We start from the raw sequence: 26,204 nt of genomic DNA, 5'->3' as shown, positions 1-26,204 counted from the left end.
AAAACTAAACGGCCTCAGTCCGATGGAGTTCAGGACGAAGGCCGCTTGATTGATTTTGATTTTTATACTGTCTACTTGACGGGGGGCTGTTCACGCGGCAGCTGCTCCAATTTTTTGTTCAGGACACCTCATCCAAAGCCAAATTCCCTCTCCGTTCGTCGAGAAATAGCAGTCATTCCACTACATTTCGAATTTTTTTGCTAAAATATGCAGGGGTAGCAGGCCGTTCAGACGTCTATTGAAGATAGAGAGGGGGAGAGGATATCCAGGACGACATCATCATCGAACAAATCCGTTCGGGCGACGTCGATGCGTTCCGGCAGCTGGTCGACAAATACCGCGAATACGTATTCAGGCTCGTTTATTCGACGCTTCGCCACCCGAAGGACGCCGAGGACGTAACGCAGGAAGTGTTCATGCGGATATACCTCTCCTTGCCGCAGTACCGAAATCAAGGGTTCAAAACTTGGATTTCGCGCATCGCGGTGAATAAATCGATCGATCTGAAACGATCTCGCATGCGAAAGCCGGAGGAATTGTCGGAAGCGACGGAGGAGCTGGTTCTCGAGCACGCGGCGGCAAATGAGGTGGAGGACGTATTCCTGCGCAAGGAACGCCGGGATCGACTCAGGCAGAAGGTGAACGAGCTTCCGCCGAATTACCGGAACGTGGTAGTCGCTTATTATATTGAGGAAAAGTCATATCAGGAAATCGCGCATAGGGAAGGGATCGAGATCAAGAGCGTCGAATCCCGGTTGTATCGGGCAAAAAAATGGCTTCGGGAGCATTGGAAGGAGGGCGACTTGGAATGAATCACGTTGATCGAAACATATGGCGAAGCTACATTGAAGGAAGATTGCCGGACGAAGAGATGACCGTTTGCGAAGAGCATTTATATGATTGCGACGAGTGTATGTCGGTTTATATGGACATCTTGGAGGAATCGGATCAAGCCGGAACCTTCGATGCCGTACGATTGCCGGATGCCGACAGCTTGACGGAACGAATTATGGCGGACGTCCGGTTGAACGCATTGCCTCGGTGGGAAACCGCTGCCGCAGAGTCCCAATTACGGTCCGAATCGGATGTATCGGTTACGATTGCCGCTCGTGCCCCGGCCAAACGGAGCTCGGCGTTCCGCAGAACCTTCTTCCATTATGTGATCGCCGCCAGCATCACGCTGCTGCTCATGTCGACGGGCGTCTTCCATCAGTTGATCGCCAACTCGATGCATTTGACACAAGCGGCTTCAACGAGCAAACAACCTTTTTCCCAGCAGCTGCTGGAGAAGACGGAGTCGATATTTTCAACATGGAGCAAGAAACGATAAGGGGGTCTATAAACTTGTATAAAAATCCTTTGGTTGCTTTTTTATTGGGCGTTATTCCCGGAGCAGGCCACCTATACTTGGGACGCAAAGGCCGCGCCCTTGTATATCCGCTTCTATTTTTCGGTCTTCTTGCGATGGGGGTGTTTTTCTCGGTCGTAAGCAATGACGATGCTCCGTTTGTGATGATGGGAATAGCCGCCGCCATCATTTGGGGCGTGAATATGCTGGACGTCCTCATATCGGCAATCACTTCCGGGCGCAGGCATGCCATGGAAATGACCGCCGCCGTGCCTTATCCCGACGGAACGGTGCCGATGCCGCCTTATCCGCATTCGCAACCGCAGCAGGCGAGAGATTCCGATGAACGGTTTCGCACGATTCTGCTTTCCTTCATCCCGGGGCTCGGACATTTCCAGCTTGGCTTAATGAACCGGGGGTTGACGCTGCTGATCGGCTTCTTCGGCTCGATGACGATGATTTTGTTCGTCTCCTTCCTCGCCAGACAGGACGGGTTCCTCGTGTTCTTCGGGGCATTGCCGATCATCTGGTTGTACGGCATGTTCGACGCCATCCGGATGGTAACGCGCAAGCAGCAAGGCGAAACGCTGATCGATCGGACCATTCTTGAAGATATCGACGAGCACCGGGAGTCGGGCAAGCGAAGCAAGGTCATCGCAACGCTGCTGGCGATTTTCCCGGGCGCCGGGCATATGTATCTGGGCTTGCAGAAACGGGGACTGCAGCTCATGGCCGCGTTTTTATTCTCGATTTATATTTTGGATGTGCTCCGGCTGTCGTTATTTTTATTTTTCGTGCCCATCTTATGGTTCTACTCTTTCTTCGATGCCTTGCAGCAAGTGACGCGATACAGCGACGGCAAAGAGGAGATGAAGGATGTTCCGATCGTCGATTGGCTCGTGAACCAGCAAAAATGGATTGGTGTCGGTTTGCTTCTGCTCGGCGGTTTTTATTTGGTGGACCAGTTTGTATTGGAAATGCTGGATCGCATGTTCCCCGACCGGAACATCGGCTATTGGCTGAGATCGTATCTCCAGACGATTGTCGTCTCCGCGCTGCTGATCGGCGGCGGCCTCAAGCTTGCATTCGGCAAAAAGAATAGGAAGGAAGAATAAGATGCGTCAGTGGCGTGTAGGTACGTTTTCGATGGGGCTGTCGCTCATCGCGATGGGGATCGTATTGCTGTTGTCCCAGTGGAACGGCAGCATGAAGGTCATGGATTNTTTCGATGGGGCTGTCGCTCATCGCGATGGGGATCGTATTGCTGTTGTCCCAGTGGAACGGCAGCATGAAGGTCATGGATTACATCATTATGTGGTGGCCTTTAATCTTTATCTTGTTAGGTCTAGAAATCATCTTTTATTTGTTCGTGCACCGCAAAGAAAATCCGATTGTCAAATATGACGCCTTCAGTGTCATTATTGTTGGCGCGCTTGGAACGGTTTGCATCTTGTTCACGGCGGTTAGCGGCTCCGGCATTATGCATGAGCTGCGTTATGTGCTGCAAACGGAAGAACACACGGTCGATTTGCCGCATCTGAAGCAACCGGTTCCGGCAGACGTGAAACGGATTGTCCTGCAAACATCGGGATATTTGAACAACGTCGTGCAGGCGGAGGGCTCGAACATGCGCGAGGTTCATTTGTTCGGCAATATGCGATATGTCGCTTCGTCCGTAACGGAAGAAGACAAGAAGCCGCCGGAATTCGATATGGCGGCGATCGAGCAGGTCGGCGATACGCTTTATGTCACGATCAAGCAGCCTTCGCGCAAGCTGGGTCTCGTGCGGGAGTATGCCGACGTCCGGTTGACGGTCGTGCTGCCGAAAGATATTGAAGTTCAAATGCGACAGGGCGGAAACGGCATCGACTGGGATCGCGAAGGGCTGCCGAACTGGAAGGCGCGATAGTAGATGAATTAAACCCCGCTGCTTTCAGCTTCAGCGGGGGGATTTTTTTGCAGGAGAACAAGCAAAAGGAGTGCCGCCTAAAAAATGCTGACCATTAGCGCCATGGTGCTGGTAAAGTCGACAGATTGAGGGCAGGAACCGTGAAGCAGCTGGCCGATATCAACAACAAGATGGCCATATATTCGTTACCCGGCGGAAAGACGGATTTGAGCCGGGTGTCCAAGTAACTATGCAACGCGGTGCTAGGCGATATTGCGGTTCATATTGGATGTCTCGGAACACAAACAACGCCCTTCCGACTTCCTTGGGAAGAGAAAGGGCTGGAAAGTTTGCTTACTAATTAAGTGGAACTTTGTTAACCCTTTGAACCACAATTAAGGTGATGTGAGAGGACGGAAGCCGCCCTCTCCTTTCTCGATTTTCGCCGATATGAAGCCCCCATGGGAGACTCCAACACTACCTGTCGTACCTTGTGTCTATTCCTCTAGCGACAAACTTCCTCTTCGCGCCGCTGCGCAGCGTATCAGGCAGCGCGAGCAATGCCGGGAGCAGCATCGGAAGCAAAATGTAACACAGTACGAGGAGACCAACGATGACCGCTACCGCAAGCTCGATCAACAGAACGAGTCCGGACGGCATCAGTGTGGCGAACGTGCCGCCCAAAATGACCATCGCTGAGATGACGACCCCGCCGACACGCTTAGCCGCCTCCACGATCGCTCGGCTCGGCGACATCTCGCCATATTCCTTGTACCGCATCATGAGGAAGATGCTATAGTCGACACCTACCGCCACGATGATGATGAAGGAGAAGAACGGCACGAAGGAAGAGACACCGTCTGCGCCGATGATGTAAGTCGTGACCGCCTTGGAGGCGGCCATCGCCACGTAATAGGACGCAAGCAGCGAGAGTATGATGTATACCGCCGGCCAAAATGAGCGGATCACGAGCAGCAGCACGAGGAACACGCCGACGACGACGATAACGGCCGTGCCGTTGAACGACTCCAACTGTGCGGCGTTCGTATCATACGTCGTTGAGCTCGGTCCCGCTGCGCCGAACTTCGCGTTCGCCAGCACCGTGCCTTGCAAGCCGCTTTTCATCTCCTGATTGATCTTCTCGATCGTGTCCATCGCATCCATCGAGTACGGATCATAGTCGAGCACGACGATCCATTTCGCGATTTTACGATCCTTGGACAGGAAGCTGTCTTCGGCTTTCCGGAAATCCGCGCTCTCCAGAGCCGCTTTCGGTATGAAAAAGGTTTTCGATGCCTGGTATTCCTTCAGGAAGTCTCCCGTCTTGCCCAGTCCTTCCGAAATGTCGCCCAGGCCGTTGCCGCTTTTGCCGAGCCCGTCTTTCAGCTGTGTCATGCCTTCGGACAGTGTGGAGAGGCCATTGTCCAGCTGTTTCTGTCCGTCCTGGATGCTGACGAGCGCCGTGTTCAGCTTTTTCATGTTCGCCTCGATTTTTCGGTTGCCCGCGCTCCCTTGCTTCAGACCTTTGGTCAAATCGTCTGCACCCTTCTGCAGCGCTGCCAGACCGTTCGAAAGCTTCGTTTGGGCCGAAGCAATCTGCGACAGCCCCTTCGCCGACTCGTCGAACGAACCGTTCAGCTTGGCAAAGTTGGCGTTCAACTCCTTCAGGCCGCCGCTCAACTGGGCCACACCGGATTCCAGCTTCTCACCCGTTTGTTTCAGCTTCTCGTAATCGACGTCGTTCTTCAATTCGCTATATTTCGTACCGAGACCGCCGATCAGCCCGTTCATGCCAGCCAATCCTTGTGCGATAGGTGGAAGTTGAGCTTCGAGTTGTTGATAGCCGCCGTCCAGAGAAGTATAACCCTGCTGGAGCTTACTTAGTCCGCTCGAGAGTTGCGTCGTGTTCCCGGCGATGGCGTCCAGGCCGCTCTTCATGCGGGCGATTCCGTCGTATAAGCCGGCAGCACCGTTCGCACCTTGATCGATGCCGCCAGTCACTTGCCCTAGCGCATTCGTAAGCTGTTCGTAGCCTTGCCGCACGTCGCCAGTGCCCGACACCAGCTTATCGACGCTTGTAAAGTCCGGGCTCGCAAGCTGCGACTGCATCTGGTTGATGCCGTCTTGAATTTGACTCACGCCGTTCTTGGATGCCGCGATGCCTTCCGTCACGTTCTCGGTTTGTGAGCTGATGTAGAATTCGTCGATCGGTTCCCCTTGCAGTTGGGTGATGCTTGCGACCTTACCGACGCCAGAGATGCCCTTCAGCTTATCGGTCAACTTGTCGATCACGGCCAAAGCGTCGTTGTTGTCGAGCGCCTGATCATTTTCGATAACTACGGTCGTCGGCAGCGCCTGCCCCCGGCTGAAATGATCCGCAACCAAGGTAAAGCCCTTGGTGGAAGGATATTTGTCGCCCAGCTCGCCAAGTTGGTCGAAGGATAAGGTTTGCTTGCTGAACAGCAGCGCTGGAATCATGGCGAGCACAATAAGCACCGTCGTAATAATCGGCCGCTTCACCGACACGGAAGTCAGCTTCGCCCAGAACTTGCTTTCCTTGTGGCCCGACGCCTTCTTGGAAGGCCAGAACAGCTTGACGCCCAGCGTCTTCATGAGAAACGGCGTCAGCGTCACGATCTCCAGCAGCAGCACGAGCGTACCGATCGCAACGACGTTCGCGGACTTGTAGATGCCGAAGGTGGAGAAGCTCAGCCCGGCGAACGCGATGAACACCGTTAATATACTGTAAAAAATCGTTTTGCCGGCTGTTTTGTATGTCTGAATGATCGCTTCGTCCGTGGAGCGGCCATGCGCCAACTCTTCTTTGAAACGATTGAACAGGAGAATATTGTAGTCCGTCCCGATGCCGAACAGAATGAGGATCAGCAGCATCTGCGTTACGCTCGTGACCGGGAAGTTCAGTTTATCGATGATTTGCGCGGCAATCCCCATCGACACCGCATAGGAGACACCGACGGCGGCCAAGGATACGAACGGAATGATAACGGAACGGAACATAATGACCAGCACCGCTAATATAAAGACGATCGTTAGAACGGCACTCTTCTCCACGCCTGCCGTCGATGCCTTTAAGTAATCGTTCTGGATGAAGTCCTCGCCCGACAAATAATACGGTACTTGCACGTCTTTCAGCACATCGTCGAACTCGCTCTTGATGTCGTCGACTTCCCGGCCCTTACGGTCCAGCGTGAAGCTGGCCATCAGTGTCGTCCCGTCTTTTGAGATGAGCGACGACTTCGCTTCGGGCATCGAGAACGGTTCGAGTAAACCGTCAAACCCGAGCTCCGCTTGATGCTGCTTTAAGCTGGCGACGGCGGATTCGATCCGCTTCATCTCTTCGTCCGACAGCTTATTCGGGTCGTGAAAGACGAGAATATCGCTCGCGCCCTTGGCGCCGCTCATTTTCTGAAGAATCTCCATCGCGACCTTGGACGGGCTGTTGCTTGTCAGCGGGTCCTGGCCACGAAGCCGCAGAATTGCGTTGACATCAGGCTGGAACACCGTGAGCAGCAAAGTCGCGACGAGCCATGCGGCAAGGATGGCCCAGCGCCATTTAATGATCGTTTTCAAGTTTCAATCCTCCTATGAATGCGTATACCATTAAATAAACAGGCGTTCATTTTTGCTGCAAAAGTTTGCTTGCGACGTACCCGAACAGTGCCGCGCTAACATCGACAATCGAGCGTGGCGCAGCAGGCATTAGGCGCTAGAAGCGATCCAGCGCCATAATGCCGGCGGCATACACGTGCACCAATTCGTCGACGAGCAGCTTGATCGTGGCGCTATCCTCGTAATCCCGCAAAATACAGATCAGCCCCTCGATGATCGTCGTTGCCAGCATGCGCGCAACATTCATCTCTTCCTTGTCTAAAGGCGCCGGCGGGCTCTTCCTTACCGAGAACGCATCCTGCAGAATGCTGAACGCAAGTTCGATCAAATCCTGCTTTAGCGACACATATTTCGAGCCCGCGCTGAAAATGAGCAAAATTCTCAGCTCTTGACTGGATTCCTGAAACAGCTCGAAAATCGACTGGTGGATCAGGTGTAAGTAGAGAAGTTTCCCTTCAGCCGCAATGCCGGAGGATGAGCTCCCGATCTCCCGCTTGATGTCGTCGTTGAAGCGGAGAAACTTGGCATAGGTCGGCTGGACGATATCGTCGAACAAGTCGTCCTTGTTCTTGAAATAGCGATAGATGTTCCCCGTCGTAATCCCCGCATCCTGCGCAATTCGCCTCATGGACGAATGCAGGTACCCATGCTGCTTAAACTCCTTCAAGGCGGCGGAAATAATTTTGTTCTTCACGTCGTCTTTCAAATATTGCATAAGTGAACACCTGTTTATTTATAAGATTATCATCATTATAATGACAACAGGAGTATATATCAAGTTGATTTGCAAATCACCTCCAGATCAGGACCTCGACCGAATTTCCTGGCGCATGAAAAGGACGTAGGACAGCCCGAAGCAGATGATTGTTGCCGCGATCAGACATGTTAGCTGAGGCCAGACGAGCAGCACGCTTTGCCCGAGCGGCAGCCGGCTGTTCGGAATGGCACCGTACAGCTGCTCCATCGTGAGCGGACCAAGCGAGCGCACGTTAGGCATGAGCAGCGTGGACGTCGCTTCCGTGAACAAGTAGCTCGGCGACAGCCGCTCGAGCAGCAGCATCCAGTTCTGGTAGCTGAGCAGCCTTTCAACGTCGGCCGTATCCGGCGGTACGGTTGCGCTTGCGACTAACTTGACGATCATATTGTAGAAAATCGCAAAGAACAGCCAAATCGAGATGCTGGACAAAGCGGAGGTCGCGGCCTGTCGGAAGCGGATGGAGAACAGGATCGACAGGTTGAGCCAGAAGCCGACGTATACGACAGTGACGACCAGGAAAAAGATGACGCGCCAAAATTCCTCCGGGGTCGGCGGGTAGCCGATCGTCAGCATGCCAAAGCCCATGACGAGAAAGCCGAGTGCGAAAAACATGACCGCGATCATCAGCAATGCCGCGACGAACTTGGCGTTGATGAAATAGTCCCGGTGAATCGGCTGGGACATGATCCGGCTGAGCGTTCCTTTGTTTCGCTCGGAATTGACCGCGTCGAAGCCAAGCGCGATGCCGATGAGCGGCCCGATAAAGCTGACGAACGTGATGAACGATGGCAGCGTGCCGTCGGTTGCCGTAAATATTTTGAGGAACAAAAAGGTCGTGTCGGCGTCGGCGGATTTTGCGCCCGTTTTCAGGGCGGTAATCGCCGTGTATATGGACCCGATGCACGTTAAGGCGATCAAGGCGAGCAGGATGACGTAGCGCCAGCTTCGCACGTGGTCGGACATTTCCTTCTGCACGATGACCCAGAACGGATGCAGAGTCCCCGAAGCGGTCTCGGAAGCGGTGCCTAAAGCTGCGCCGGCCGCATCATTTCGCTTTCTTAGCTTTAGCAGAAGCCCGTTCACGGGAATCTCCCCCTTCGAAGTAGCGGTGGTAAATTTCGTCCAAGCCATATTCCTTGCGGCTCAAATGCGTGATCGCCGCGCCGGCTTCCACGACACAACGCGAGATTGGGCCGGCGGCGTCGCTGGAACAGCTGACGATGAGCCTTTGGCCGCTGCGCTCAACCTTCAGTACGGCTTCGAGTCCGCCGATTCGCTCCAGCAGCCCGTCGTCCATCGGCTCGGCCTCAAGCTCGATCCGCGTCGCTTCGCCCTCGAACAGCGTACGCGACAAGGAGGCGATGTCGCCTTCCGCGATCAGGTTGCCGCGCACGAACAAACCGACGCGGTCGCAAATTTGCTGCACCTGATGGAGGTGGTGCGACGATAGAAGCACCGTTATGCCTTCGTCCCGGCTCAGCCGTTGAATGAGCATAAGCAGGTCGCGGACCCCCTCGGGATCGATGCCCAAGGTCGGCTCGTCGAGCACGATGACCTCCGGCTGCTTGATCAGCACATCGGCAAGTCCGAGACGCTGCCGCATACCTCGCGAGAAGGCACTCACCTTCTTCCGCGCCGCCTCGGCGAGGCCGACCCGTTCGATGAGACGGTTTGCCCGCTCCGTCGCTTCCTTCGGCGGGATCCGGTTCAACTTGGCCGTATACAGCAAGTTTTCCAGCGCGGTGCGGTCATCGTAGAAACCGAGGTCGTCCGGCATATAGCCGACCCGTTTCTTCACTTGTAGCGGCTGGCGGGTCGAATCGATGCCGCATACGCGCACCGATCCTCCGGACGGCTCGGTTAAGCCGAGCAGCATCAGGATGGTCGTTGATTTGCCCGCGCCGTTCGGTCCGAGCAAGCCGAATATTTCGCCTTTGCGGATCGACAGCGTCAACCGGTTGACGGCGGTTTGCTCGCCGTATCGTTTCGTCAGCCCCGACAATTCGATGATGTTGATGTCCTCCAAGGTTATCGCCTCCCGTATTTACGGAACAAATAATATATTCCGGCCAGGACAACAACGATAATGATGGCGCCAAGCCATCCCCACAGCACCGACGTTTGGACGGCGACGCGGAATTGGGCGTCGGACGATTTTTCGGCCGTGCTGGCCGTCATAGCCACGACGTAGTCGCCGGCGATCGATTTTTTGTCCGCTTTGATCGTTGCTTGCACCGAGGCGGTTTTACCGGGGGCTAGGCTGCGGATTGTCTTCGGCTCGAACGATACTTCCCAATCGACCGGCGCTTGCGAGCTTAACGAAATGTCCCGCAGCTCGCTTGTTCCCGTATTGGTGACGACGAGATCGAGCTTTTTGTCCGAACCCGCCGTCACGCTCGTGCTGAGCAGATCGTTCGGCGTACTCAGCTTGATGCCGTACGTGCCCGTAATGACGACTTCGAATTCGGCCGAGGCGGTCGTTGAGCTCGTCGCCGCTTCTACGGGAATTTTGTAGCTGCCTGCGGCGACTTTTTCGGGCGGATGAACTTCCAGGCTGATCGATGACGTAGCGTTCGGATCGACGCTGACCGACGATACGTTTTTGCCGCCGGAGCTGAACTGCACGTCCCAGCCTTCCGGAGCGGCTGCCCTTAACGCGTACAGCTGTTTTTCGACGGTACGGTTTTTAAGCGTCGCACTGAACGTGAAGGTGGAATCGGCGTGACCCTCCATGTTCGGTTGATCGGTTGTCAGCTCGCTTTTGTATGTCCCTTGCTCCTCGACCTTGACCTTCAACGGCAGCGACCCGAATCCTTTGGCCGTAATATTGAACGTATAGTCGCCTTTGTTCACCGCAAGCGGCACTTCCAGCTCGACGTTGACGGATTGGGATTCTTTCGGCTTCACCGAAATTTGCTCGATTTTCCGCCCGCCTGCCGTCAGGCTGTAGTTCCATTTATTCGCGCCGGCGTCGACGCCAAGTTCGACCGCCTGAATGGCATCGCTGTTGTTGATGACATCCACCGAATAATTGATCGTTTCGCCCGGCGAAGCGACGAGACTCGTATACGGCGTATACAGCGATACGCCGCTTTCGGCGTAAGCCGAAACGCTTGCCCCGATCACCCCTACCCATAAGCTGAGCAGCAGGCACCATGCCAATTTGCCGACTCTTTGCATTTGAACACCCTCCTAAATTGTAAGTAATAACAAAACTCGCATCGGAAGCATACGCCAAGTTTTGGTTTCACTCCGATTACGTTTGAGGGGAGGGTGCCGGATTTATAAAATTACATAAAAATTGGCTTAAAAGAACCTTAAAAAAATTAAATTCTCATAAAAAATGGCATGATGCGGTTCACTTGCGGCCTCTTTTTTGCTACATATGGGGAAAGAAATCATTTTGGCGCGAGGTGAACCGTGTGTCGACGGAGCATATCGAAATGATCGAGGTCATGCAGGAGATGAGCCGCGGCTCTTTGTCCGCGTTCCGGCGGTTTTACGAGCAATACGCTTCCTTTGTGCTGCAAATTGCGCAGCGCGTAACGGGAGACCGGATGGAGGCGGAGGACGTGTGCCACGACGTGCTGCTGCACGTATTGCAAAAAGCGGAGGGCTTCGACCCGTCCCGCGGCAGTATCGAAGCTTGGCTTGCGGTGACGACGCGCAACCGGGCGTTGGATCGGCTGCGGCGCAAGCAGCGCATGCTACCGGGCTTGCTGGCGGAGGAGGAGGCCGAGGCGGCGATTGCAGCGGCGGGAAGCTTTCCGCCGGTGGAGGATTCGGTTGTCGCCAAGCTTGACGGCGAAACGTTAAAAAATGCGCTGCAGCGGATACCGAGCATGCAGGCGAAAGCGATCGCGGGCTACTACTTGCATGCACAATCCCAGCGCGAGCTGTCGGCGGAGCTGCAAGTCCCGCTTAGAACGGTCAAATCGCTCGTCCGCTACGGACTGCACAATTTGCGCAAGCAGCTTGTCCAGCTCGGTTGGTCCGGATTGCAGAAGGGAAAGGGGGCGAAGCGGCATGAATGAGCAAAATACGGCGGTGCGAAACGAATGCGGTTGGCTGGATGAAGAACGGGCGGATTATGCTATGGGGCTCATGCAGGAGCAGAAGCGGTTCCGGTTCGAGCAGCACCTACGGCAGTGCGAAGCGTGTAGAACGGAATGCGACGAATGGCGCAGGCTGCTTGCCCCGTCCGCGGAAGTTCCCGGAGCAGCGGATACGGCAGCATTTGCAGCTGCTCGTAGCGGTACCTTTCCTTCAGCTGTTTTTCAAGGCACCTCCCCGGCAGCTCCGGCAGTACCGTACCAAGAATCGCCATCGGCTACCGTTAAGCGGAGACTTGAAGCCCGCGTTCGGCGGCGCAAAATCAAGTCCGTTTTTACCGAAGTATTGGCGCGTCCCGCCCCGATCCTCACGGCGGCATGCTGCATCGTTGGGGTGATGCTCGTTTACGGGCTGTTCTTCACGGCCGCTATACCGCCGTCCCCAACCCGAAGCGGCGGTGAAAAGGTCGCGAGAGAAGACGTAGAGCGTCATCCGTTTCTTGCAGATCCGGGGACGGTCGCTTATCGAGTGAAGCAGACGCCGCAGCTCGCCGTCAGCGGTTATGTATGGATCAACGGAGAGTCAAAGGAAATGCTGTTGTGGATCGAGGGTTTAATTCCTTCGGCGGAGCGGGATTTCCAGGCGTGGGCCGTTCAGGACGACGGCAGGCATGCCAACATCGGCGTATTAAGTCACGTAAGAGGGATCGCTCAGTTGTACGTGCAAGGTATTCAACTGGAGGATGCGGACAATATCGCTGTCAGCATCGAGCCGAAAGGCGGCAGTGCGCTGCCGACAAGCGAAGATTCGTTCTGGGTCAGCCTAAGGCCGTCGAATTGAACCAAGAAGAAGGGGATTATTGGCTGGTGGCCTGAATGGATGGCAAGGTAAATCACCGGGATCCTTTTGTCGAAATCCCCTTCGTTCAGGAAAGCCGCTTGTCCATTCAGACTTATCACCTTTGAGCGCGTCCGAAGCAAGGGGAACTTTCTCCCGTAAATGCTCATCCATGTAACCGCAAAGCAATAAGCAGAGTCGGTCATCGTTAGCATAGCAATTGACGGTTCAGTTAAACAAAACAATACTCGCCGAAGTTCCGATTCCTGAGCCAAAGGGATACCGGCAAAAGAGCAAAGTCAAAAGGCAAAGTCAAAAGAGCAAAACCCAAAGAGCAAAACCCAAAGAGCAAAACCCAAAGAGCAAAACCCAAAGAGCAAAACCCAAAGAGCAAAACCCAAAGAGCAAAACCCAAAGAGCAAAACCCAAAGTCAAAAGGCTGTCTTTCTCGATAAACGAGAAGGCAGCTTTTGTTCAAAATAAAATGCAAAATAAGGATTGACTGGGAGAACCCCTTTTTGATAAAGTATTAATACCAAGTAAAGTAATAGGAATTATTATAGATGTAATGCTTGTTCGGAATGCAGCGGGAGGTAGCGGACGTGAACGGAATCATTCGACATCGTTGGTGGAGCTGGGGTTTTCGAAGTACGGTCATGGTTTATTTTATACTGCTTATCGTATTGCCGATCGCGGGGGTTTATGTCAACAGCTTCTCGCCGGGGTGGAGCACATTTGTCGAAAATGTTACCCATACGCTGGCCTGGAAGTCCGTTCTCCTGACGATCAAGCTGGCATTGATCGCGACGCTCATTAATGTGGCCATCGGGACGATGGTCGCTTGGGTGTTGAACCGGTACCGGTTTTTCGGGCGGACGATTCTGAATAGCCTTGTCGATCTCCCGTTTGCCTTGCCGACGGCGGTCGGAGGCCTCATGATTCTGCTGCTGCTCGGTCCAAGAAGCTGGGTCGGGCAATTGGCCGATCAGCTAGGATTCGAAATCGTTTTTCATGAGCCGGCCATCGTGATCGCAATGGTATTCGTCACTTTCCCGTTTGTCATCCGGGCGGTTCAACCGCTCTTGGAGGAGCTGGACAAATCGGAGGAAGAAGCCTCCTATACGCTTGGCGCTTCCCGCGCGAAGACGTTTTTTCAAGTGATTTTTCCGTCGATGCTTCCCGGCATTTTGAGCGGAGCGATGCTTGCCTTTTCTCGCGCATTGGCAGAATTCGGCGCCGTCGTGCTTGTGGCTGGCAACATCCCCGGCAAAACGCTGATCGCCTCGGTTTATATTTTCGGCGAAGTGGAAAGCGACAACCCCAGCGGCGCGGCCGCGGTGTCCATCCTGCTATTGACGTTGTCTTTCCTGATCCTCTGGCTCATCAATATGGTGCAAATGAGGAGGTCTTCCGCAAAATGAAAAAAGTGCTGATCCCTCTCACCTATCTCGTTTTTCTCGTATTGCTCATCATTCCGCTCGGCAAAATTTTGCTCAGCTCCTGGGAAGACGGTTTGAGCGGCTTCATCGACGCCCTGACGCGCCCGCAAGCGCTCCATGCCTTGTATATGACCGGCCTCATCGTCGTTATCGTGACGCTGGTCAATACGTTGTTCGGCGTCATGCTCGCGATGTACATCGTCCGCGGGACGTGGATCGGAAGACGGCTGAAGCAGCTGCTCAACAGCTTGGTCGATTTGCCTTTTGCCGTATCGCCGGTGATCGGCGGACTGATGATCGTGCTCCTGATCGGTCCGGGAACGGCGATCGGAAGCTTGTTCGACAGCGCCGGAATCAAGATCGTTTACGCACTGCCCGGCATGATTATCGCGACATTGTTCGTTACGTTCCCGCTGATGGTGCGGGAAGTGATACCCGTCCTGCAGGAGATCGGCGCGCAGCAGGAGGAGGCCGCGTCGACCTTGGGCGCGCGTCCTTGGTATACATTTTGGCGCGTAACTTGGCCTTCTATACGGTGGGGCGTCATTTACGGCGTCGTGCTGACGGTAGCCCGTTCCTTGGGCGAATTCGGCGCCGTACTCGTGGTATCCGGCAACATTATGAACAAAACGCAAACGGCGACAACGCTCGTTTATCAAGACGTGGAGAACTTCAACCTAGTTTCGGCGAACGGCGTCGCGCTGGTGCTCGCGGCTTTTTCGGTGGCGCTGCTGCTGTTGATGGAATGGGCGAAAAAGCGAAAGGAAGTGCACTGAGATGCATATTGAGGTTAGCGGATTAAATAAGCATTACGGCCAGTTTCATGCGGTGAAGGATGTCAGCTTTTCGATCGAAAAAGGCCATTTGATCGGCTTGCTCGGCCCGAGCGGCGGCGGCAAAACATCGATTTTGCGCATGCTGGCAGGCCTTGAAGTGCCGTCCTCCGGCGACATCGTGTTTCATGGCCGGCGGGTGAACGATTTGCCTCCACAGGAGCGGGGCATCGGCTTCGTATTCCAGAACTACGCATTGTTCAAGCACATGACCGTTTATGACAATATCGCCTTCGGCTTGAAGGTGAAGAAGCAGTCGAAGCAGCAAATCGAAGGCCGGGTCAAAGAACTGGTCGAGCTGACCGGGCTCAAAGGGTTCGAGCATCGTTACCCGCACCAGCTGTCCGGCGGACAGCGCCAGCGCGTCGCCTTTGCCCGGGCGCTGGCGCCGGAGCCGCAGCTGCTGCTGCTTGACGAACCGTTCGCGGCCATTGACGCGAAGATTCGCCAAGAGCTGCGTACGTGGCTGAAGGACATGATCGAGCGGGTCGGCATTACTTCGATTTTCGTAACGCATGACCAGGAGGAGGCGATCGAGGTCGCCGACGAAATCATGATCATCAACCACGGGCGGTTGGAGCAGAAGGGCTCGCCATGGGACATTTACAAAAATCCGCAAACGCCGTTTGTTGCAAGCTTCGTCGGGGAATCGACGATTCTGGACAACGCGGCCAGCTTGAAGGGATTCGAGCAAGTGGCCCAGTGGCCTTCAACCAAAGCGCTTATTCGCCCCGAATATATCGAGATCGGCAAGCCGCATGAATTCAACATTTTGTCCGCGACGGAAAAAGGCCGGATCAAGCATATCCATTTCCGCGGCAGCGAATGGATGGTGGAGCTGGAGGTCGGTCAGCATCGGCTGATCACGTACCGTTCGTTGGAGAAGGAAGTGCTTCATCCCGGGGAAGAAGTGACGGTGCTGGTGCACCGGGCGTATTTGTTCAACGACGACCACAGCTGGGTCATGGAAAATAAGCTGAAGGAAGACCCGATGCCGATTCACATTTAGACGAAAAGAGTGTTCTTATGCGCATACCGATCTACCGGTCTTCCGGATTGGCACAACAAGCACGAAAAACCGCTATTATCGCAGTTTTGTTATTCTGCTTTTTCATAACGGCTTGCGGCAACACGGGCAGCGGCAACGGAACGGCGCCGCAAGGAACCGCGGGCGGAACCGGGGCGGCCGCGTCGGGCGACGAAGTGACGCTGACGATCGGGGCTTATTCCGTCATTAAGGAATCGCTCGGCGAAATTTTGCCGAAATTCCAGCAATATTGGCTCGCCAAAACCGGGCAGCACGTCAAATTTCAGGAGTCGTACGAAGCTTCAGGCACGCAAGCCCGTGCCATCGTCGGGGGGTTCGAGGCGGATGTCGCCTTACTCGCGATGGAGGGGGATATTCTCAAAATCGTCAAAGCGGGGCTCATCACGCATGATTGGCAGCAGGCGCCGAACAAAGGCATCATGACCCAGTCGATCGTGGCGCTTGGGACACGCGAAGGGAATCCGCTTGGGATCAAGGATTGGCCGGATTTGACGAGGACCGACGTCAAAGTACTGTACCCGAATCCGAAGACGTCCGGCGGCGCGCAGTGGGACATCAACGCGATTTACGGCGCAGGGCTGAAGCTGGCCGAGGAGCGGGGCATGGGCAAGGACGCCGCTGCGGCGAAGCAGTTTCTGGTCGACGTGCACAACCAAATCGAGTCGCTGGACAAAAGCGGCCGCGCTTCGATGGCGGCGTTTGAATACGGCGTCGGCGACGTTATCGTCACGTATGAGAACGAGCTGCTCGCCCGCATCAAGCAGGGCGTCCGATATGACATCGTGATCCCGAAGCATACGCTTCGGATCGAGAATCCGGCGGCGGTCATCGATGCGAATGTCGACAAGCACGGGACGCGCGAGGTGGCGGAAGCATTTGTCGACTACCTGTGGAGCGAGGATGCGCAGCGCGTCTTCATGGCGTACGGCTTCCGCCCGGTCATCGAGTCGCTTGCGGCGGAATCGGCGCAGCAGTTCAAACAGCCGAAGGACTTGTTCGACATCAGTTATCTTGGCGGTTGGGATCAAGTACGCAAGACGCTGTACGCCAAAGGCGGTGTGTGGGATCAAGTTCTGGCCGGCGAATAGAATAGGCAGGGAAATCGGATAATCCTCCTGTTGCCGTGCGGCGCAAGCCGTATGGACGCAGGAGGATTTTTTGCGCATTTGGGGTCGGTGGATGGCTGCGATTTTCAATTGGTGACTTCAATTCGGTGTGATGGTTGCGATTAACAATTGACGATATGCGGATGGTGTGAAAGCTGTGATTAGTAATTGGAGATTGCGGATGGTGCGGTAGTTGCGACTTGCGGTCGATTGCGGTTGATCCACAGCTTGCGATTTTTGAGATTGTTCGCATGGGATGGCCGCGTATATAATCGAATTGAACAATTTTTATGCAATGCCGACGGCCGCCAACTATGCGATACCTAAGCCAACCAAGATCTGGTTGGGTGCCTTTTTTCATTTAACTGTATATCATGTATTTAAATTTGCCCGTTTCGCTTGTTTTTGGAGCATTAACTGGAAAATATGCAGTTAATCCTTTCGTTTTCTTCGTTTTTCGGGTGAATGCGATAATTTACATACATGTTTTCCAGTTATTTTTCCCCAGTCCGAATTCTTTCGCTTAATAACTACGTATTTTCCAGTTAAATAATTTGGATTCATAGCATTTATCTAAAAAACGATGATTGGAGCTGATTCCGGATGGAACGTATCGTCTACTTATGGGACCGGGAAGTGCCTATGGCAAACGGCAGCAACGAAGAAGATAAGCCGTCTCTTGTTCCCTATCTGATCGACCAAGCAAACTCGCCGGCGGTCATTGTTTGCCCCGGAGGAAGCTATACGCACCGGGCGAGCCATGAAGGCGAGCCGATTGCATTGTGGCTCAACTCGCTTGGCATTTCCGCCTTCGTCTTGAACTATCGCGTTGCGCCGTATTTTCCGACCGTATCGCTGATGGACGCGAAACGAGCCGTTCGCTTGCTGCGTCATCGGGCGGATGAATTCCGTATCGATCCGCAGCGGATCGGAATGATCGGTTTTTCGGCAGGCGGTCATTTGACCGCCATGGCCGGGACGTTATTCGATCCGGGCAACCCCAGTTCCGAGGATGCCGTAGAGTGGCAGTCGAGCCGTCCGGACTTGCTTATTCTCGGATACCCGCTCATTTCCTTCTTGGACCCGCCAAGAGAAGAATTTCTAGATGAGTATAAAGCCGATCGATATGTGAGCGAGTCGACTCCTCCCGTATTTATGTGGCATACGTCCGACGACGACGTGGTGCCTTCCGTGAACAGCATTTCTTTTGCCGAAGCGCTTTCCAAATATCGCATACCGCATAGCCTTCATATTTTCGCCCAGGGCGTCCACGGACTCGGTCTGGCGGAAGAGCATGACGAATGCCGGGAATGGACGCGGCTTTGCGCCGGTTGGTTGCAGGGCAGAAAATTCATATAACGCGGACATGGACTTGAACCAGCACAAGGGGAGGGTATGCGATGTTTCGACTGACATTAAAAAAGCTCCATGGTTGGAACGCAATGACGCTACTTCTACTGACGGTGAGCGGCATCGTTCTGTACGTGCCGTCCATTCGCGGCGATCTGGGCGCTGCACGCGTAGTCCTGAAGCAAATCCATATCGGACTGGGCTTCGTCTCGGTGCTCCTCATCCTGCTCTATCTCCCTTTCATACGCAAGCATTGGCGACAATTGAAAAATAAGCTGCATCAGCAAGCTAACCTGTTGTTCGTATTAGCGCTCCTGCTAGGCTGGATCTTATCCGGTATCGTATTGTGGCAAGTGAAGCTGTTCCCATCGCACTGGACCGGCACGGCGCTCTTATGGCATGATTTGCTGACGTGGGTCGGCATACCTTATGGCGTTTATCATTCCGTATCGCGGAGCCGATGGCTGAAGCGTCATGGACGCAAGAGCGGGGCGGGTGCGGCTCGCTCCGCACAATCCCGGGAAAACACCGGAATAGCCGCAAGCGTAGAAGATCCCCATCCGGGCGATACCTTAATCGAAACGCTGAAGAACTCCCCGATATCGCGCCGCACTGTGCTGCGAGCGGGAATCGGGTTGTTGCTCGTTGCGGGCGTCGGCCCAACCTTCTACCGCTGGATGAAAAGCGCGCTGGACGACGGGGGCGCGAATACGGAACAGCTTGCCGCCTCGGACGGCAATGCCATGATACCCGAGCCCGCCCCGCTCCCCGATTCGAAGCCGCCCCTTGGCGGCGGAGCGCGTGGCAATTTCCGGGTTTACACGGTGACCGACATTCCGTCGTTCACGTCGGATAACTGGCAGTTCGCCTTATCGGGTCTTGTCGACAAGCCGAAGACATGGGACTGGCCAAGCTTTCTCGAGCTGCCCCGCAAAGTGCAGGTGAGCGATTTCCATTGTGTAACCGGCTGGTCCGTCTACAGCGTTACGTGGGAAGGGATCCCGTTATCGCAATTTCTGGAGCAGGCCGGGGTGAAGAAGAGCGCACGCTACGTCAAGTTTTATTCGGGCGACGGCGTTTATACCGATACGCTGTCGCTGGAGCAAGCGGAATTGGAGGACGTCATGATTGCCGTGCTGATGGACGGCAAGCCGATTCCGCAGCAGCTCGGCGGCCCCGTCCGGCTCGTCGTACCGCAAATGTATGCGTACAAATCGGTAAAATGGCTGCAAGCCGTCGAGTTGATCGAGCAGGAGCATATCGGCTATTGGGAGCTGAGAGGGTACGATCAGGACGCTTGGATAAGAGCGTGAACCGAAACTTCATCAAATGAAGGGCCTCTCGCATGCTCGGTCAATAAAACGTGTCAAAGCGGATGCTCCGATCCCGGCGTCCAGCCAACAAACGTCGGTTTACGAGCAGTACCGCAACAAATATCCGCTATCATAACGAAAAGCCGGGCTCCCGAATGGAGGGACCCGGCTTTAAAAATATAAGACTTCATTTGGACTGCGCAAGCCGTGTATCCTTGACAGGGGCGGGAGCAGGTCCGCTTCCATCTTTTCCATTACCTTACGCTTCAAATACGGGTAATTCGCATAAATTCGCTTGCTTTTTAAAAAAAATTATACTATAGTAAAATAAAGTTGAATAAAACGTTGTTATTTACTTTAACCGGCAAATGTAAGCGCTTTTTTTGGATCGCAATAAAACAGCCAGATCTCTTGAACATTGCCGACGCAAGCCATTGCTACGCTCTTACTCTTTGCAAAGTTGCCCTCTTTAAGCCGCTCCAATGTTTCTTTTTGTTCCTTGCTAAGATTCGATTCGTTCTTCAGCCAATGTATTTTGTCTTCCTCAGCTCTGACGCTTGTTTTGCTCTTCGATTCAACTGTCATCGACCGCTTCGCTCACCAGCTTCATCACATAGGATTTATCAAACGTAATTTCTGCCTCGGGATATTGTTCCTCTACATCCTTAATAAAAGCCGCAGACATACCGCAGCACAATTCTTCGATCTAGCCGAGTGCAGTGCTTTTACTCGTCAGATGTAATGGAAGCGTTTCCAACGTGTTTATTCCTTTGCCGACCATTGTAAATAATACTATTTAGCGGTCGACATCGACAAACAACGTAAAGTACTGGTGGCATGCCTTACACTCGATTCGAGGGAGGCTGGCGTGCATATACGTTTTCCCCAAAAAAATCCAAGTGCCTCCACGGTCTCTTGTTGGTATCATACACTTTACACATTCGACCGCATAGTGAGCCTTTGGTAAAGTCCACATACAGATGCCAAGCTTCTTACGTATGATCAAAGGTGATCTCCTTGAGTTCCCAAGGCTTTTCAACCTGCGACTTCTACACAAACAGTTCCATAAAAACGGGTTCTTCGCCAGTTGCCAAGTATTTAGACGTTATCCATCAGATATAGCGAGGAGGCTAGTAAATTGCGTATAAGACGACGTTTCAACAAGGATGATTTGGAACTGATATTTCTGGCTGTGCCTACTGCTTTATGGTATCTTCTATTCTGCTATCTGCCGATGTTCGGGATCATTATTGCTTTTAAACAGTTCAGGCCAATACCAGGAGCCGGCTTTATCGAAAGCTTGCTTAAGAGCAAATTTGTAGGCATAACCAATTTCAAGTTCCTCTTCGCGACACCGGATGCATGGATCATGTTCCGAAACACGGTTTTATACAATGCCGTTTTTATTATACTGGGCACATTTGTCACTGTTGCATTAGCGTTGATGATCTCCCAGCTGCGTTCTAAAAAGATGCGGAAGTTCAGCCAGACTGCCATGTTTCTTCCGCACTTCCTATCCTGGGTGGTAGTGAGTTATTTCGTATTTGCTTTTCTGAGCTCAGAGAACGGCTTGATAAGCAAACTAATAGAAATTGCAGGGGGAGATCCCGTTCAGTGGTATATGACGCCGGAATACTGGCCTTATATTCTGGTATTCGTATATCTTTGGAAGACTGTAGGGTATGGAATGGTCGTATATTTAGCCAGCATATCAGGAATTGATGAATCATTATATGAAGCCGCTATTATCGACGGCTCCACCAAATGGCAACAGGTAAAATACATTACACTGCCCTTACTGCAGCCCATCATCTTTATTATGTTTATTCTATCGGTGGGACGTATATTTTCTAGCGATTTTGGCCTATTTTATCAGGTGCCGCGTAATGCCGGTCCGTTGGTTGATGTGACACAGACCATTGATGTATATGTATACAAGGCACTTACCGGTCTCAACAATATCGGCTTTGCTTCCGCAGCCAGCGTATTACAGTCTGTGCTTGGCTTGATTACCATTTTGATAGCCAACTCGATTGTTAAGAAAATGAACTCCGAAAATTCTCTATTTTAAAAGGAGGAGGTAGATGAATGCAAAGAAGCCGGGGAGAATTGAGTGCAGTAGAGAGATTCAACCGTATATCCGTTCCAACCAACATCATCTTCAGTGCCTTGTTTATTGCACTTGCACTGATCTGTGTGATTCCCCTTGTATTTGTAGGTATTATTTCCTTATCGTCCAGTGAGTCTATAGAAAAGGTAGGCTATAGCTTCTTCCCGTCCAAGTGGTCTATCGATGCATATTCCTATTTGTGGCGTGAGCGGATTTCCATCGGCTCTGCAGTCTTTGTCTCGGTTTTTGTAACTGTGGTCGGAACGATTGCCGGCCTTTTCCTTAATGCAACGATGGGTTATGTGTTATCCCGCCCAACCTTTAAATTGAAAAAGTTTTTTACAATTTTTATATTCATTCCAATGCTTTTTAATGGCGGCCTGGTTTCATCCTACCTGATCAATACCCAGGTACTGAAGCTTACAAACACCTATTTAGCATTGATTTTGCCTATTGCCGTATCATCTTTTTACGTGATTATCTTAAGGACTTTTTTTCAAACGACAATACCCGACTCCATAATTGAATCTGCAAAAATCGACGGTTCGAGTCAAATGAGAATCTTCTTCAGCATTGTGCTGCCAATATCCCTGCCTGTACTGGCAACCATCGGACTGTTTCTTTCCTTTGGTTATTGGAATGACTGGTTCAGCGCCATGCTGTACATCCAGTCCAACCATCAGGAGATGTATCCTTTGCAGTATGTACTGATCAGCATTGAGAAAAATATGGAATTTCTGAGCCGTAGTGCCCAGTACATGTCACCGGACAGATCAACCTCCAGCCTTCCAACCGAATCCACCCGTATGGCTATCGTCATGCTTGTGGTTATTCCAATTGCCCTCTCATACCCATTCTTTCAAAAATATTTCATCTCCGGCCTGACCATTGGAGCTGTAAAGGGATAAGCCTCCGAAGAGGCAACACCCGGAATATTCCGGTAAATATAAATTATAGGAGGTCGTTTATGAAGAAGAGAGTATTCGTTCTGATCCTGGCACTTATCTTCATTGTAACAGCATCAGGGTGCGGCACCGGACAAGATGAAACGAAGGATGGGAATAAACCTACAGAATTGATCTGGATTATGGGTAACCCAGGCAAGGTTCCGGTAGATCAGGAAAAAGTCGAAGCAAAGCTCAACGAGATATCCATTCCGGCAATCAATGTAACTGTGAAGACGCTGTATTATGATGATGAAAAAACCAAACTCGCCCTTTCATCCGGTGAACCATTTGATATGGTGTTTACGAGTGAATGGTTCAACAACTTTGCTCTACAAGCTCAGGCAGGATACTTTGCGGACATCACCGACAAAGTGAAAACATTGACTCCGAAACTTTATGAGACCATGCCTGAAATCGTGTGGGAGGGCGCTAAAGTCAACGGTAAGATTTATGCGATTCCGGTCAAGAAGGACTATGCCGCAGAAATTTTCTGGCGTTTTGATAAAGCTTTGTTCGTAGATGATTTGAAGATGGAAGTCAAGGATAAAATGGACTTCTTTGAGGTCGAATCTTACCTTAGGGCTGCTAAGGATGCATGGAAAGCCGGCGATAAAGCTGCTGCCAATGCGGAATACCCCCTTAAGCTGAATAAGAATGGTCTTGCAGGAATAGATAGCAGCTTTGACATGATTAACCGTGATGTTATGCTCGGTATTCCGTATTCTGCGATCGGAACTGCCGACGAAAACAAAGTTGTTATCACTTATGATCATCCTGACCTCACCAATCGGCTTACAGCTCTGTATAACTGGTATAAGGCTGGTTACATCAACAAGGATGCAGCTACCGTTGAAGACACAGGCAAATATTCTGCAGTCAAGAATGGCCAAGGTTTTTATGGAGCAGATGCAATCTGGTCTGGCGGTGACGGATACACCCAGTTGATCTCCAAGTACAGTGGTCCGTACCTCTCCACCGCTTCCATCCGTGGTGCGATGAATGCTATTTCGGCTAACTCCAAAAATATCGACGCTGCTCTCAAACTCCAGGAATTGATAAACACCAATCAGGAGTATCGGGACATTCTACGTTATGGTGTACCGGGTGAACATTGGAACAAGAATGCAGAAGGTCTTGCTGTCAAGACACAACTTGGCCGTGATAACTATGGTCCATGGCCCTTCTCTCAGGGTTCTTATTCTCTAAGTACAGTGGAGGCTTCTGATGGTGTCAAGGCAGATCCGGATATGTGGAAGAAAATTTTCGATGGCTATAAGGATCTGAAAGCGACCAAGTCTATCGGTTTTGCTTTCGATATCACCAATGTATCCGCACAGGTTGCTGCCATTAAAGTTATTGCAGATAAATACAGAGGCGGACTTAATACCGGAACACTTGATCCAACGACTACATTGCCGAAGATGATGAAGGAGCTGGAAGCTGCAGGCATCCGAGATGTCCAGAAAGAATGCCAGAAACAGTATGATGCTTACATTGCAAGTAAATAAGCTGATGAATCACAAGTTGCCGCTTCGTTTCCCTGTCAGGAAACGAGCGGCTTTTTTTTGCAAAGGCTGGCGGAGACAGGAGACAATAAATGGTGGAAAAATAAATGGAAGACGTCGGTCATCCGCGCTTTTCTTGTTCGTCATTCAAAACAAATTTATCGATGACATGCTTCACGCCTTCATCGTTATTGGTCAGCGTGACATAATCGGCGACCTGCTTCAGCGATTCGATCGCATTGCCCATCGCAACGCCGAGCCCGGCGACCTCGATCATCTCGCGGTCGTTCCAGGCGTCGCCGATGGCGATCGTTTCTTCGATGGCACAGCCGTAATGTTCTGCCAAAAATTGAAGTGCATGGCCCTTCGTGCCTTCGCGATGCAAAACTTCGAGGTAGTGCGCCTTCGATTTCGTAATGTGCGTCTGATCGCCGATCAATTCGCCGAGTTCAATGGCAACCTTATCCAACAGATCCGGGTCGTCGATAATGAGCATTTTGGTCGTCGGCTGCGCGAGCAGCTTCGCGAAGCCCGGCTCGACGACAAAAGGAATTTTGGATAATTCGCTGTAGCCTTGCGCCTTCTCGTTCGCTTCCCTGACATAGAGGATGTCGTTGACGTACAGCTGCAGGTGCAGGCCGCGCCGCTCGCAATAATCAAGCAGCTTCTGCGCCGCTTCCTGCGGAACCGAACGTTCGTACAGCACCGTTTCGTCGAGCAGCCGTTTGACGAGCGAGCCTTGGTACGTAATGATCGGAACGTTCAGATCGATTTGGCGGGCGATTTTTTGCGCCGAAGCGAACATCCGGCCCGTCGCCAGCGTAACGACAACCCCTTGCTCGATTGCGCGGGAGAGTGCTTCCTTCGTTCCTTCCGTAACGACCAGATCGTCGTTCAGCAGCGTATCGTCCACGTCGATGGCAATGAGTTTATACATGATTTCTTCTCCTTTTTGTCTATATCGTCGATTTTGTCAGTTTCAGCTCCGCTAGCAGCATGCCGGCCAATATGCACGCGCATCCGGCGACGGCGCGTCCGCCCAATGTTTCTCCGCCGACCAGAACGGCCGTAAGCGCGGCGAATACCGGTTCCGTCGCGAATATAAGCGCAACGCGCGCCGCCGACGTATGACGCTGGCACACCATCTGGATCCAGAACGCAAGCGTTGTTGCGGGACCTGCCGTAATAAGGAGCGCCCATAGGACGTCCGGCTCCGCCAGCTTGGCGAATAGCGCCGGTCCTGGCGCAAAATCTTCGAATAGGAATGCGCCTGCGGTACTTAGCACGGCGACCGCGGTGATTTGCAAGAAGGCGAGCGGCAAGGGTGAAATGCCGGGTGCGTATTTGCCCGTCAAAATGATTTGCAGCGCGAAGGAGATAGCACAGAAAAATACAAGCACATCCCCGGTATTCAGGGAAAACGACCCCGAGAAGCTGAGCAGGTATAATCCGGCCGTCGCCGAAGCGACGCCGAGCCAGGCGGTCCAGCTGAGCCGCTGCTTCAGCATGGCTACGGCAAGCAAAGGGACGAGCACGACGGACAGCCCCGTGATAAACCCGGCTTTGGCCGAGGTGGTGAACAGAAGTCCGGCCGTCTGAAATGCATATCCGGCGAACAGCCAAATGCCGATCCAGCTGCCGGCGATCATGTTCTTGAACGTCAGCGCCTTCCATTGATCCCGATAACGTAAAGTTATAATCAGCGCCAGCATCGCAGCCGCTAATGTGAAACGGATAGCGTTATACGTCAGCGGCGGGACGGATTGGATGGCGTTTTGCACGATCACGAATGTCGTTCCCCAGATGAAGGTAACGAACAACAAAGCGGAATCGGCGATAATCGATCGTTTCATAGCGTTAAAAATCCTCTCGGTGCGTAAACTGGCTGTTGGTTCAATGTATTTCATTCTATCTCAAAAGCAGGACCCGTACAATGATAGTTTCGCTAAAAAGGAACGTTCCCTTGCCGCCGCATTGCCTGAACGGTATAATTTTGACCTGTGATTCGCGCGTGCGTTTCGCGTAAAGACCGAAGTAAAG

The 26,204-nt window shown here is 52.7% G+C and carries 26 protein-coding genes; 16 read left to right on the top strand and 10 right to left on the bottom strand.

The window, feature by feature from the left end; all coding sequences use genetic code 11:
- Positions 1-227: 227 nt before the first annotated feature.
- On the bottom strand, positions 228-380 hold the full coding sequence (locus tag AC0LWM_RS10310; protein ID WP_474674836.1) for a hypothetical protein: 153 nt from the start codon (positions 378-380) through the stop codon (positions 228-230).
- On the opposite strand from AC0LWM_RS10310, the gene AC0LWM_RS10305 reads away from it, so the two are divergent.
- The 4 genes from AC0LWM_RS10305 to AC0LWM_RS10290 all read left to right on the top strand — a co-directional run bounded on the left by AC0LWM_RS10305 (position 324) and on the right by AC0LWM_RS10290 (position 3,257).
- Positions 324-812 (top strand): sigma-70 family RNA polymerase sigma factor, encoded by a 489-nt coding sequence (locus AC0LWM_RS10305; RefSeq protein ID WP_474674847.1) that lies wholly within the window; start codon positions 324-326, stop codon positions 810-812. The genes AC0LWM_RS10310 and AC0LWM_RS10305 overlap by 57 nt on opposite strands.
- Complete coding sequence (locus AC0LWM_RS10300) at positions 809-1,330, top strand: anti-sigma factor family protein (RefSeq protein WP_474674835.1); 522 nt, start codon at positions 809-811, stop codon at positions 1,328-1,330. The genes AC0LWM_RS10305 and AC0LWM_RS10300 overlap by 4 nt, the downstream gene beginning before the upstream one ends.
- A gap of 14 nt (positions 1,331-1,344) precedes the next feature.
- A complete protein-coding gene (locus AC0LWM_RS10295) occupies positions 1,345-2,463 on the top strand; it encodes a hypothetical protein (RefSeq protein ID WP_474674834.1) in 1,119 nt (372 codons plus the stop codon).
- Between the two features lie 113 nt (positions 2,464-2,576).
- The gene (locus AC0LWM_RS10290) at positions 2,577-3,257 is read left to right on the top strand and encodes a hypothetical protein (RefSeq protein WP_474674833.1); all 681 of its coding nucleotides are present in this window, start codon (positions 2,577-2,579) and stop codon (positions 3,255-3,257) included.
- Between the two features lie 456 nt (positions 3,258-3,713).
- Here the strand turns inward: AC0LWM_RS10290 and AC0LWM_RS10285 are convergent, their stop codons facing one another.
- From AC0LWM_RS10285 to AC0LWM_RS10265, 5 genes are all read right to left on the bottom strand, one after another.
- A complete protein-coding gene (locus AC0LWM_RS10285) occupies positions 3,714-6,827 on the bottom strand; it encodes an MMPL family transporter (RefSeq protein ID WP_474674832.1) in 3,114 nt (1,037 codons plus the stop codon).
- 136 nt (positions 6,828-6,963) lie between these two features.
- The gene (locus tag AC0LWM_RS10280) at positions 6,964-7,581 is read right to left on the bottom strand and encodes a TetR/AcrR family transcriptional regulator (RefSeq protein WP_474674831.1); all 618 of its coding nucleotides are present in this window, start codon (positions 7,579-7,581) and stop codon (positions 6,964-6,966) included.
- A gap of 87 nt (positions 7,582-7,668) precedes the next feature.
- Positions 7,669-8,706: an ABC transporter permease gene (locus tag AC0LWM_RS10275; protein WP_474674830.1), complete on the bottom strand. Its 1,038-nt coding sequence runs from the start codon at positions 8,704-8,706 to the stop codon at positions 7,669-7,671.
- The gene (locus AC0LWM_RS10270; protein WP_474674829.1) at positions 8,669-9,649 is read right to left on the bottom strand and encodes an ABC transporter ATP-binding protein; all 981 of its coding nucleotides are present in this window, start codon (positions 9,647-9,649) and stop codon (positions 8,669-8,671) included. The genes AC0LWM_RS10275 and AC0LWM_RS10270 overlap by 38 nt, the downstream gene beginning before the upstream one ends.
- Before the next feature lie 2 nt (positions 9,650-9,651).
- Complete coding sequence (locus AC0LWM_RS10265; RefSeq protein WP_474674828.1) at positions 9,652-10,803, bottom strand: COG1470 family protein; 1,152 nt, start codon at positions 10,801-10,803, stop codon at positions 9,652-9,654.
- Between the two features lie 242 nt (positions 10,804-11,045).
- Between AC0LWM_RS10265 and AC0LWM_RS10260 the strand changes: the two genes are divergently transcribed.
- The 9 genes from AC0LWM_RS10260 to AC0LWM_RS10220 all read left to right on the top strand — a co-directional run bounded on the left by AC0LWM_RS10260 (position 11,046) and on the right by AC0LWM_RS10220 (position 19,602).
- Positions 11,046-11,657 carry an RNA polymerase sigma factor gene (locus AC0LWM_RS10260; RefSeq protein WP_474674827.1) on the top strand — a complete coding sequence of 204 codons (612 nt, stop codon included), beginning with the start codon at positions 11,046-11,048 and terminating at the stop codon, positions 11,655-11,657.
- Complete coding sequence (locus AC0LWM_RS10255; RefSeq protein ID WP_474674826.1) at positions 11,650-12,516, top strand: anti-sigma factor domain-containing protein; 867 nt, start codon at positions 11,650-11,652, stop codon at positions 12,514-12,516. The genes AC0LWM_RS10260 and AC0LWM_RS10255 overlap by 8 nt, the downstream gene beginning before the upstream one ends.
- Before the next feature lie 217 nt (positions 12,517-12,733).
- Positions 12,734-13,015: a hypothetical protein gene (locus tag AC0LWM_RS10250; protein WP_474674825.1), complete on the top strand. Its 282-nt coding sequence runs from the start codon at positions 12,734-12,736 to the stop codon at positions 13,013-13,015.
- 100 nt (positions 13,016-13,115) lie between these two features.
- The gene (gene cysT / locus AC0LWM_RS10245) at positions 13,116-13,934 is read left to right on the top strand and encodes a sulfate ABC transporter permease subunit CysT (protein WP_474674824.1); all 819 of its coding nucleotides are present in this window, start codon (positions 13,116-13,118) and stop codon (positions 13,932-13,934) included.
- The gene (locus AC0LWM_RS10240; RefSeq protein ID WP_474674823.1) at positions 13,931-14,728 is read left to right on the top strand and encodes a sulfate ABC transporter permease subunit; all 798 of its coding nucleotides are present in this window, start codon (positions 13,931-13,933) and stop codon (positions 14,726-14,728) included. Before cysT ends, AC0LWM_RS10240 begins: the two co-directional genes overlap by 4 nt.
- A 1-nt stretch (position 14,729) precedes the next feature.
- The gene (locus tag AC0LWM_RS10235) at positions 14,730-15,794 is read left to right on the top strand and encodes a sulfate/molybdate ABC transporter ATP-binding protein (protein ID WP_474674822.1); all 1,065 of its coding nucleotides are present in this window, start codon (positions 14,730-14,732) and stop codon (positions 15,792-15,794) included.
- 17 nt (positions 15,795-15,811) lie between these two features.
- Positions 15,812-16,921, top strand: coding sequence for a sulfate ABC transporter substrate-binding protein (locus AC0LWM_RS10230; protein ID WP_474674821.1), 1,110 nt, complete (start codon positions 15,812-15,814; stop codon positions 16,919-16,921).
- A gap of 621 nt (positions 16,922-17,542) precedes the next feature.
- The gene (locus AC0LWM_RS10225) at positions 17,543-18,298 is read left to right on the top strand and encodes an alpha/beta hydrolase (protein WP_474674820.1); all 756 of its coding nucleotides are present in this window, start codon (positions 17,543-17,545) and stop codon (positions 18,296-18,298) included.
- A 41-nt stretch (positions 18,299-18,339) separates the two neighbouring features.
- Entirely contained in the window at positions 18,340-19,602 is a 1,263-nt protein-coding gene (locus AC0LWM_RS10220) for a molybdopterin-dependent oxidoreductase (RefSeq protein WP_474674819.1), read from the top strand.
- Positions 19,603-19,959: 357 nt separating this feature from the next.
- Here AC0LWM_RS10220 and AC0LWM_RS10215 read toward each other — a convergent pair whose 3' ends face one another.
- Both AC0LWM_RS10215 and AC0LWM_RS10210 read right to left on the bottom strand, forming a co-directional pair.
- Positions 19,960-20,187, bottom strand: coding sequence for a hypothetical protein (locus AC0LWM_RS10215; protein WP_474674818.1), 228 nt, complete (start codon positions 20,185-20,187; stop codon positions 19,960-19,962).
- Entirely contained in the window at positions 20,177-20,287 is a 111-nt protein-coding gene (locus tag AC0LWM_RS10210) for a transposase (RefSeq protein WP_474674817.1), read from the bottom strand. Before AC0LWM_RS10210 ends, AC0LWM_RS10215 begins: the two co-directional genes overlap by 11 nt.
- 453 nt (positions 20,288-20,740) lie before the next feature.
- Between AC0LWM_RS10210 and AC0LWM_RS10205 the strand changes: the two genes are divergently transcribed.
- The 3 genes from AC0LWM_RS10205 to AC0LWM_RS10195 are packed head-to-tail and all read left to right on the top strand — an operon-like array spanning position 20,741 to position 24,167.
- Positions 20,741-21,673, top strand: coding sequence for an ABC transporter permease (locus tag AC0LWM_RS10205; RefSeq protein WP_474674816.1), 933 nt, complete (start codon positions 20,741-20,743; stop codon positions 21,671-21,673).
- Between the two features lie 17 nt (positions 21,674-21,690).
- A complete protein-coding gene (locus tag AC0LWM_RS10200) occupies positions 21,691-22,620 on the top strand; it encodes a carbohydrate ABC transporter permease (protein ID WP_474674815.1) in 930 nt (309 codons plus the stop codon).
- Between the two features lie 59 nt (positions 22,621-22,679).
- A complete protein-coding gene (locus AC0LWM_RS10195; RefSeq protein ID WP_474674814.1) occupies positions 22,680-24,167 on the top strand; it encodes an ABC transporter substrate-binding protein in 1,488 nt (495 codons plus the stop codon).
- Positions 24,168-24,285: 118 nt separating this feature from the next.
- Here the strand turns inward: AC0LWM_RS10195 and AC0LWM_RS10190 are convergent, their stop codons facing one another.
- Positions 24,286-25,101 (bottom strand): Cof-type HAD-IIB family hydrolase, encoded by an 816-nt coding sequence (locus AC0LWM_RS10190; protein WP_474674813.1) that lies wholly within the window; start codon positions 25,099-25,101, stop codon positions 24,286-24,288.
- Positions 25,102-25,120: 19 nt separating this feature from the next.
- Positions 25,121-26,017, bottom strand: coding sequence for a DMT family transporter (locus AC0LWM_RS10185; RefSeq protein ID WP_474674812.1), 897 nt, complete (start codon positions 26,015-26,017; stop codon positions 25,121-25,123).
- Positions 26,018-26,204: the final 187 nt, after the last annotated feature.

It is taken from the genome of Paenibacillus sp. sgz302148, assembly GCF_056120465.1.
The sequence above is the reverse complement of the archived record's forward strand: the minus strand, read 5'-3'. Positions and strand labels throughout refer to the sequence as shown.

Coding starts and splice junctions, on each gene's coding strand:
- AC0LWM_RS10300 (WP_474674835.1), top strand. CDS start 809: ATGAATCACGTTGATCGAAACATATGGCGAAGCTACATTGAAGGAAGA.
- AC0LWM_RS10290 (WP_474674833.1), top strand. CDS start 2,577: ATGGGGCTGTCGCTCATCGCGATGGGGATCGTATTGCTGTTGTCCCAG.
- AC0LWM_RS10280 (WP_474674831.1), bottom strand. CDS start 7,581: ATGCAATATTTGAAAGACGACGTGAAGAACAAAATTATTTCCGCCGCC.
- AC0LWM_RS10265 (WP_474674828.1), bottom strand. CDS start 10,803: ATGCAAAGAGTCGGCAAATTGGCATGGTGCCTGCTGCTCAGCTTATGG.
- AC0LWM_RS10255 (WP_474674826.1), top strand. CDS start 11,650: ATGAATGAGCAAAATACGGCGGTGCGAAACGAATGCGGTTGGCTGGAT.
- AC0LWM_RS10240 (WP_474674823.1), top strand. CDS start 13,931: ATGAAAAAAGTGCTGATCCCTCTCACCTATCTCGTTTTTCTCGTATTG.
- AC0LWM_RS10235 (WP_474674822.1), top strand. CDS start 14,730: ATGCATATTGAGGTTAGCGGATTAAATAAGCATTACGGCCAGTTTCAT.
- AC0LWM_RS10230 (WP_474674821.1), top strand. CDS start 15,812: ATGCGCATACCGATCTACCGGTCTTCCGGATTGGCACAACAAGCACGA.
- AC0LWM_RS10225 (WP_474674820.1), top strand. CDS start 17,543: ATGGAACGTATCGTCTACTTATGGGACCGGGAAGTGCCTATGGCAAAC.
- AC0LWM_RS10220 (WP_474674819.1), top strand. CDS start 18,340: ATGTTTCGACTGACATTAAAAAAGCTCCATGGTTGGAACGCAATGACG.
- AC0LWM_RS10215 (WP_474674818.1), bottom strand. CDS start 20,187: ATGACAGTTGAATCGAAGAGCAAAACAAGCGTCAGAGCTGAGGAAGAC.
- AC0LWM_RS10210 (WP_474674817.1), bottom strand. CDS start 20,287: ATGTCTGCGGCTTTTATTAAGGATGTAGAGGAACAATATCCCGAGGCA.
- AC0LWM_RS10200 (WP_474674815.1), top strand. CDS start 21,691: ATGCAAAGAAGCCGGGGAGAATTGAGTGCAGTAGAGAGATTCAACCGT.
- AC0LWM_RS10195 (WP_474674814.1), top strand. CDS start 22,680: ATGAAGAAGAGAGTATTCGTTCTGATCCTGGCACTTATCTTCATTGTA.
- AC0LWM_RS10190 (WP_474674813.1), bottom strand. CDS start 25,101: ATGTATAAACTCATTGCCATCGACGTGGACGATACGCTGCTGAACGAC.
- AC0LWM_RS10185 (WP_474674812.1), bottom strand. CDS start 26,017: ATGAAACGATCGATTATCGCCGATTCCGCTTTGTTGTTCGTTACCTTC.